General features: G+C 60.2%; 7 protein-coding genes and 1 pseudogene. 1 reads left to right on the top strand and 7 read right to left on the bottom strand.

Annotation, left to right across the window (positions count from 1 at the left end; translation table 11 throughout):
• Nucleotides 1-57 precede the first annotated feature (57 nt).
• The 5 genes and pseudogenes from ispD to VIW95_RS17550 all read right to left on the bottom strand — a co-directional run.
• On the bottom strand, nucleotides 58-780 hold the full coding sequence (ispD, locus tag VIW95_RS16725; RefSeq protein WP_331588658.1) for a 2-C-methyl-D-erythritol 4-phosphate cytidylyltransferase: 723 nt from the start codon (nucleotides 778-780) through the stop codon (nucleotides 58-60).
• Nucleotides 777-2,090, bottom strand: coding sequence for an alpha/beta hydrolase (locus VIW95_RS16720; protein ID WP_331588656.1), 1,314 nt, complete (start codon nucleotides 2,088-2,090; stop codon nucleotides 777-779). Before VIW95_RS16720 ends, ispD begins: the two co-directional genes overlap by 4 nt.
• Before the next feature lie 88 nt (nucleotides 2,091-2,178).
• Nucleotides 2,179-2,673, bottom strand: a complete 495-nt coding sequence (locus VIW95_RS16715) for a CarD family transcriptional regulator (protein ID WP_349259338.1) — start codon at nucleotides 2,671-2,673, stop codon at nucleotides 2,179-2,181.
• A gap of 203 nt (nucleotides 2,674-2,876) precedes the next feature.
• Nucleotides 2,877-3,329, bottom strand: coding sequence for a ribosomal protein S18-alanine N-acetyltransferase (gene rimI, locus VIW95_RS16710; RefSeq protein ID WP_331588652.1), 453 nt, complete (start codon nucleotides 3,327-3,329; stop codon nucleotides 2,877-2,879).
• 1,204 nt (nucleotides 3,330-4,533) lie between these two features.
• A pseudogene (locus VIW95_RS17550) lies at nucleotides 4,534-4,824 on the bottom strand (YfhL family 4Fe-4S dicluster ferredoxin); the annotation flags it as partial.
• Nucleotides 4,825-5,119: 295 nt separating this feature from the next.
• Here VIW95_RS17550 and VIW95_RS16700 point away from each other — a divergent pair.
• Nucleotides 5,120-5,401, top strand: a complete 282-nt coding sequence (locus VIW95_RS16700) for a hypothetical protein (RefSeq protein WP_331588648.1) — start codon at nucleotides 5,120-5,122, stop codon at nucleotides 5,399-5,401.
• An 83-nt stretch (nucleotides 5,402-5,484) separates the two neighbouring features.
• Here VIW95_RS16700 and VIW95_RS16695 read toward each other — a convergent pair whose 3' ends face one another.
• Nucleotides 5,485-7,293 carry a HEAT repeat domain-containing protein gene (locus VIW95_RS16695; protein ID WP_331588646.1) on the bottom strand — a complete coding sequence of 603 codons (1,809 nt, stop codon included), beginning with the start codon at nucleotides 7,291-7,293 and terminating at the stop codon, nucleotides 5,485-5,487.
• Nucleotides 7,294-7,297: 4 nt separating this feature from the next.
• The coding region (locus tag VIW95_RS16690; RefSeq protein ID WP_331588643.1) for a HEAT repeat domain-containing protein at nucleotides 7,298-7,757 on the bottom strand (460 nt) is incomplete at its 5' end.

Raw genomic sequence — 7,757 nt, 5'->3', positions numbered from 1 at the left:
GGCGGATAATCAGTGGCGCGGAACGCGACATCCTAACTCCGCGCTGTGTAAGGACCCTCATCCTAATCCTCTCCCTTTCAGGGAGAGGGGAAGTGCGGAGATGATTGCTTCGACGATTGCCAGGTCGGATGGCGTCGTGATCTTGAGGTTGTTGGTCGAGGCCTCGACTACTTCGACGCGGGCGCCGGTGCGTTCGACCAGGTCGGCGTCGTCGGTTGCGACGATTTTTTCGCTGAGTGCGCGCTGATGCGCGGCGATGAGCACTTCGCGACGAAATGCTTGGGGAGTTTGTGCTTGCCATAGGCTGGCTCGTGCGACGGTCGCCGCGATCGCTCCGTCGGCGACGCGCTTCAACGTATCGGACACCGGTATCGCCGCGATCGCGCCGCCGGCGCGCGCTGCGGCGCTTAGACATGCCTCGAAGATTGCGGGCGTCGCCAGCGGGCGGGCCGCGTCGTGCACGATCACGAGTTCGCTTTCCGCACTTGTGAGTCCCAGCGCGATTCGCACCGAGTCCTGGCGCTCGACTCCGCCGGGCGTAATCTTGACCGGCACGCCAAGCCCGGCCGCCGCGACTTCCGCGCGGGCGGCTTTTTCGAATCCGTCCGGAATCGTGATCACTACTTCGTCTATCGAATGGGCTTGCGAACTCACTTGCCGGATTGTGACGAGCGAATAGGAGAGCATCGTGCGGCCCGCGAGCTTCACGAACGCCTTCGGCACGTCGGAGCCGAGACGCACGCCGCTGCCCGCCGCGACTACTATCGCCGAGACCTTCAATTCGATGCCGCTTGACGGGCCGGTGGGCCGCCGCCGTTTTCGATGAAGCTTGCGATTGTGCCGATCACCGCGCGGTCAACGTGTCCCGGCGTGTCGTACTCGGCCGGTCCGGGCTTGCCCTCGCCCGCGATGAACAAATGGTTGAGCGAGGGAAAGGTTTCGACTCGAACCTTGGCGTCGCCCTTCAATCCGTTTTGCCAAATGCGGATGTCCTCGTCGATCACCTGGTAGTCGCGACCGCCGTGCAGAATCAGTATCGGCACGTCGAGGCTGCGCGCGATTGCGACTTCGTCGCGCGCGTCGAGGTCATAGAAGTAAGATGCGGTCGCGCCGAGAAATGTCTCGCTCGGCGGCATCTTGTGCGCCGAGAGTTCGTCGGCCTGGCGCTCGAGCTCGGCTAGTTGCGCAGGTGAAGCTTGGCCCAGGAAACGCGCCTGCTGCACGATTATTTGCGGCAGCTTCCGCCCCGACGGCGCAAGCAGCACGATTCCGGCAACCGGCCACGCCTTTTTGGCAATCTCCGGCGCCAGCACAGCGCCGAGACTGTGCCCGACAACAAAGATCCGATCGCCCAACACGTCGGGGCGTGCGCGCAGCAACTGGACCGCCGCAACTGCGTCGTCGATTACCTCATCTTCGACGGTAGCGACCATCACCGAGTGCATCAGCGTCCGTTTGTCGTAGCGAAGTACCGCGATACCTTGTGAGCTGAGTCCGTCGGCGATGTCGGCAAAAGGATGATTGGCCCCGATCGTCTCGTTGCGATCATTCGGGCCCGATCCATGGACCAGGACGACGGCAGGAAATGGACCCTTGCCGTTTGGAATCGTCAGCGTGCCGGGCAGCTTGTATCCGCCGACGGTTACATCCTCGGAGTGAAACTTTGCCTGCTCCGCATATGGGGGCGCGGTCACGGGAGCATTAGAATGTGCCAGTTTGAAAAATAGCGACCCTATCTCGCCGGTCTGGGAGGCCACTGCGAGCGTCGAAATGGCGGTCGAGCTTTGGAAGGTGAGTTGCACGCTGACTTCGTCGCCGCCGGGAAGGTTCTGACGATCGAGAATTTTCCAGCTGAGCAATGGACCTTGGGCGGCGTAAGTCTGACTCCATGCCGCTTCCAGCGTGGCGGGGGAGAGTGCGGCCTTCATCCTGGCGCTGAAATGCGCGGTCGCGCCGCTGAAGTCTTTGTCACGGAGCGCAGAGAAGAGTTGATCGACGGCGGTGTCGTCAACGTCGGCTGAGCATCGGGCGGGAAGAATCGCGAGGGCGAGGACCAGCGCGACCCCCGGCACAACTATCTGCTTCAGCATCGACGCAGATTTGCATACAGAATCTTAAAAAGAAAAGGCCGGGAAAGTCCCGGCCCTCTTTTCAGGAAAATTGAATTTCGCGCAACGGCTAGTTCGCGAAGATCACCTTCAGCTCTTCCATGATTTTTTCTTCCGGATGAGCCTTGGCGATCGACAGTTCCTTGACCAGCAACGAACGCGCCGTGTCGAGCATCTTGCGCTCGCCGAACGACAATTCCTTGTCGCTCTTGAGCACCAGCAGATCGCGCAGCACCTTGGCGATTTCCAGCGGAGAACCGGTCTTGATCTTTTCGGTATATTCGCGATAGCGGCGGTTCCAGGTTTGCGTATCGACCTCGACCTTGCGCTGGCGCAGGATACGATAGATTTTTTCCACCATATCTTTGCCGATCACGCGCCGCAGCCCGACCGACTCGACGTTCTCGGTCGGAATCATGATGGTCATCTTTTCGGTGCCGAGAATCCGCAGCATGTAAAAACGTCGCTCGGTCCCGGAAATGACCCGCATCTGGATGTCTTCGATTACGGCAACCCCATGGGCGGGGTAAACCACTTTTTCACCTTTCTTGAACGGCAAACTCATCGTAATAGTGGCATTCGACGGCAGGCCATGGATTTCGGACATGGGTTGATGACCGCGCAGTCATGGGTTCATCACCGATCCGATCAGCCTTGAATGTGAAATTCAGTATGGCACAAAATTACTTGTTTGGTAACCCCAGTTTCGAAAGGAAACCGAGATTGTCATGGCTATAGAACAACGTTCGGTATTTGTCGCCGAAAAGATCAGTCGAACCGCAGCTCCATGATGATCGCGTCCTCTCCGGGGCCGTAGTAATGCCGCCTCAAACGCCGTTCTTCAAACTCAAATTTACGATAGAGCTGCCGGGCCGCCAGATTCGAGCGGCGAACTTCCAGCGTAATCACGTTGGCTCCGGTCAATTTTGCCTCGTTTATTGATTCTGTCATCAACACACTGCCTATGCCGAGCCTGCGCGACTCCGGATGCACGGCGATGTTCAAGATGTGGCATTCGTCGGCAATCAGCCATCGGCAAAGGAAGCCGGCAATCGAGTCAGCGCCGCGAGTCTCGGGGATCGCGAGCATGATGCGCGAGAAGGGCAGGGTCAGTTCGCGCTCGAAGGAGGCCAGCGTCCACGGCGCGGGGAAGGCGAGCCGTTCGATCTCGAGGATGCGTGGCAGGTCGCGACCTGTGGCGTCCCGAATGTGGATCGCCATCTCAACCAAACTCAACTGCACTGACGGCGCGAGTTATGCTCGCGACAATTCTTCAAGCGGCGTGCTGAAACTGCGCCGCGTCCGCTTTGAGCACGATCACCTCGAGCATTTTGTCGCGCATCCGATGTTTGAACGCACCAACCGGCTTGCCGAACTCGATTCGGCTCGTGAAGTCGGCCGGGAACGACGACGAGACGTACGACAGCCGGCGGATCGTCTCGCCGCGGACGCTCGCGCTCACCGTAATCACGTTGTCGCCGAGCATGATGTTGTAGTCGTAGTCGGGCATCTCGTCGGGGAGATTCCACAGCCGCTTGAGCGAGGACGGCGGCAGCTTGCGCGGCATCTCGAGCCGCACCAGGTACGCGTTGGCGTATTCGGCGACGGTGTACACGGTTCCATAACGGCGATCGCGCTCGGTCTTATCCTCGTGCATGGTGCCTTCGAAACCGTCGAAGGCGACTTTGCGCTCGGTGGGACGGCCCTTGCCACCAGCACGCACGAGAATCGATCCAAGCGGCGCGAGCGCGAGCCCGTACCAGCATCCGCGATAGGTCAGCTCGCTGGCAGGCTTGGCGTGAATCACACCCTCGCGCAGGCGCCACGCGGCCTCGCCCGCGGCAATCAGCACGCCGAGCATGATCCATCCGCCGGTGTGTTGCGAAAACAGCCCGTCGCCGAGCACCGCGACCGAGAATGCAGTCAGAAGCGCGGGATATAGAATGAGATTCAGAATCATGTTGAGCGCGGTCGAGCGCACTCGCGAAAATCCAGCGGTACTGCCGACTGCATGTTCGAGGTCGGCCTTTGTCCCGTCGGGCATCGCGCCGAGAATCGGCTCCGCCAGCCGAAACGCGACCATCACCGGCGCGGGCGCTGTGCGAATCGGAGACGCATCGACAGAAGCGAGGACGGTATCGAAATCAGCATCGAGCTCGCCGGGAAAATGTTTCTCGCCGACCGGGCCGGGCAGGGCGCCGATATCTTTCGGCAGATGCATCATCGCGAGTCCCGCTGCCGCGACCGGCGCTGCCGGCGCGGGCGCAGCAGCTGCAGGAGCCGCGACCGGTTTGGGTGCCGGGGCCGGCGCGGGCTTCGCCGCGACTGCGGCGCCATTGGTCGCCGCTTCCGCGCCATCCGAAGCGGGCGCAGGCGCGCCGCCCTCCTTGCGAAAACGCGACGGCGCGTCGTCGGGAAACGTTGTCTCCGGATGCAACTCGCGAGCGCGCGCGAGCAACACGCCTTCGCTCTCGAGATTGGCAGGATCTGGAATGCAGCAATCGACGGGACATACGGCAGCGCACGCCTCATGGTCGTGGAAGCCGACGCATTCGGTGCACTTGGACGGCACAATGTAATAGATGTCTTGCGCGATCGCGGCGCCCGGGGTGCCGTTAAGTTCCCACGGCACTCCGCCCGCGTAAATAGCAGTGTTCGGACATTCGGGCTCGCACGCTCCGCAGTTGATACATTCGCTCGTGATCGTCGTAGCCATCTCGCAACCGGACCTCTTTTTTTTTCAGGAAAGCGCACCGCGCTTTGTCGATTTGACAGACGTTGGACGATAACTGCTGAAAGTTTTGTCTGTCAATCACGGTCAATTCAAGTCTGCTAATAGTGTAGCGCGCGCGATGTTCCGAACAGAACCGGGTGGCCCTTCCATCACCTTGCGTTCGGAAACCGGTTTTGCAACTATTGGCGAGATTACTCGTCCAGCCCTGACCATTTGAATTTGTGTCTATAGTGTAACGGGACTGGCTATTGACCTGAACCACTGGAGGAAAGCTCGAATGAAAGCAATGTTAAAGGTACTTGGTGTCGTGGCCGTGACTGCGCTCGTGACCGCGTGCGGGCCGGATATGAAAACGATCCAAAACGCCACTGATCGCGCCCAGGCAGATGCGAACAAGGCCGAAGCGTCGGCAAATGCGGCGGAAGCTTCAGCCACTCAGGCTGCGAACGCGGCAGCGCAGGCAGATGCGGCGGCCAGCCAATCGGAAGACGCGGTCCGTCGCGCCAACGACGCAGTGTCGCGGCTCGAAGCGGCGTTCTCGACCTCGGTTACCAAGTAACCGACTCACAGCCAGCCAGTTAAAGCGGTGGCGAAGGGAGCAAGCTCCATTCGCCACCGCTTAGTCTTGTCCGCCGCCGGCCGCTAATTCTCGGGGTCACGCACTCGCACGGCGGTATCGACGAGCATCTTCCAGTTCGCGACCCAATCTTTTTTCTGCGCGTCGTAGCGCATTGCCTTGGCGACTTTGTAGGTGCCTTGCACCTCAATGGGCTCTGCGCAGGCGTGACATGCAGCTACCTTCCAAAGACGGATGGCGAACTCCAGGTCGTTGTCCTTGAATTCATTGCCAGACCCACCAGGCCATACCGTCTCATCCCGGTTTAGTTGCTTCGAGTCCACCTCGGCGTCTGCAATCGCGACGGGTCGCAGCTCGTCGCGGTCGAGTACGAAGACGTTGTCGTCGATACCATCGCCGTCTCCCCAGGTACGATGCAGCGGCAGGTTGAGAAACAGCGCCGTCTCGTAGTGATCGTTGCTCTGACCCGTCACCAGTACTTTCGACGAGAAGACCTCGGGCATTTCGAAGTGATTTTCGCTGCTCGCCTCTTGGAAAAAAAGCCGCTGATACTTGTCATCGCCGGTTTTCTTCCAGACGGCCAGGCGATCGACGCTGTCATTCGCAGCATGAACTGTGACGAGGAACTTCGCGTCCGTGGGCGGCGTGCCGGAGTGAATAACCGGCACTGAATACTTCAGCACGGTCGGGTATTCGTGATCCTGGTCGGGCGGAATCGAGGCGACGATCTCAGCTTTGGTATAGGTGCGCGCATCCTTGAAGGCGGTGCCGGCGACGAACGAATCGAGATCCTGGCCGGCGCCGTGGTCCATGGTTGCCGGATCGTCAATATCGGAGTCCTCGTCCAGTTGCTTGTCCTTAACAGCGGCGCTCGCATCGACCTTACTGCCCTTGAGCGCGCCGGCGGCCTCGTTTTTGACGATCTCGCTCTTATCGTTGAGCGCGAGCCTCAGTGCACGCTCGGCGCTGGTCGGCATCGGTTTGATTCCGCCGAGTGCCTGGACGGCCCACGCACGCTGGTAGAGATGCGGGCTTTTCAGCGCCGCAATCAGTGCGGGAACCGCAGCGCGGCCGAGCTTGTCGAGCGCCGCGCTCGCGGCGTCGCGAAGCGGCTCCGAGTCATCATTCAAGACGCGCACCAGCGCGGAAATTGCGCGAGGGTTGGTCGACCCCAATCCGCCGAGCGCGGTGACCGCCGCGATTTTCACCCCTTCGTCCTTGTCGGTGCTGATCGCCTGCTGCAATTCCGGGATCGCTCCCGCGCCATCAATTCGCGCGAGCGCCGCCACCGCGAATGCCCGCTCCGAAGCCTTCCAATCGATTTCACCCGTATCGGTATCCGTGGCAATAAAATGTATCAATGCAGGAATTGCGGGCCGCGCGTAGCTTCCCATCTCGTCGAACGCCTGTACGGCGTTTTGTCTAGGAGCGGGGTCGTTGGAAGTGGGGTCGAGCATTTGGGTCAATACAGGCAGGAGACCGTCGTGACTGGGGTCGATGTTCGCCAGCGCCAGGGCTGCCTGTTGCGCGGTCTCTTGGTCAGTGCTCTTTAAAGCGTCCGCCAGTTCGGGTACAGCGTCTTTGGCAGCAGGCCCGCATACTCCTAAAACTGCCATAGCCTTACGGCGTACGCCCTTGTCGGGATCCTTGAGGATCCGCATTGCATCGGGAGTAGCCTCACAGGCAGCCGGCCCCATAGCCCACAGATCGAAGAGTACGAAAAATCGTGTCGGACCGTCCTTATCACGCAGCAACGGGAGCAGGTAAGGAATCGCGACTTTGGCGGACGGTCCCAGATTGCAGAGACCTGAAATGGTGTTCGTGAGCTTATCCCGGTCAACATTTTTCAAGTTCTTCGCGATATCGAGGATCAAATCGCTAGGAGGAGGACCTTTCCAGTCCGTCCAAGGAGGAACGCATCTTTGCCAAATCATCGGCGTAAGAATTGCAGTAAGAGGCTCCGTTCGCGGCAAGAATAGTTGACAGAGTTACCGTGCTCGCGCCTCGAACCTTCGGATTTGGATCGTCGAGTCTACGCTGAAACAAGGGCACAATCTTGACCGCAAATGCCTGGTTGCCGTTCGCTTCAATAGTCTCCTCGATCCTGGTGGGAATGTCGTCGTGAGTGTTGCCCAAGGCGGCAACCAGGACGGGCCATGCTTCTGGGGAACCGCGAGCGATCACAATGAGTGCGTCAATCGCGCCCCTTCTTACCGCTTCATCATGATCATCCAGCGCGTGGTTCAACGCCGGAATCGCCGGCGCCCCGGCATTGCCGAGCGCGGCGACCAGGTCTCCGGCGAAGCCCCACTGCTCGCGGATAGCATCGGAGACGGCG

The organism is Binatus sp. (SeqCode) (assembly GCF_036522015.1).
In the GTDB taxonomy this organism is placed as follows: domain Bacteria; phylum Desulfobacterota; class Binatia; order Binatales; family Binataceae; genus Binatus.
Note: the sequence above shows the minus strand (reverse complement) of the source record. Positions and strands in the feature narration are given on the sequence as shown.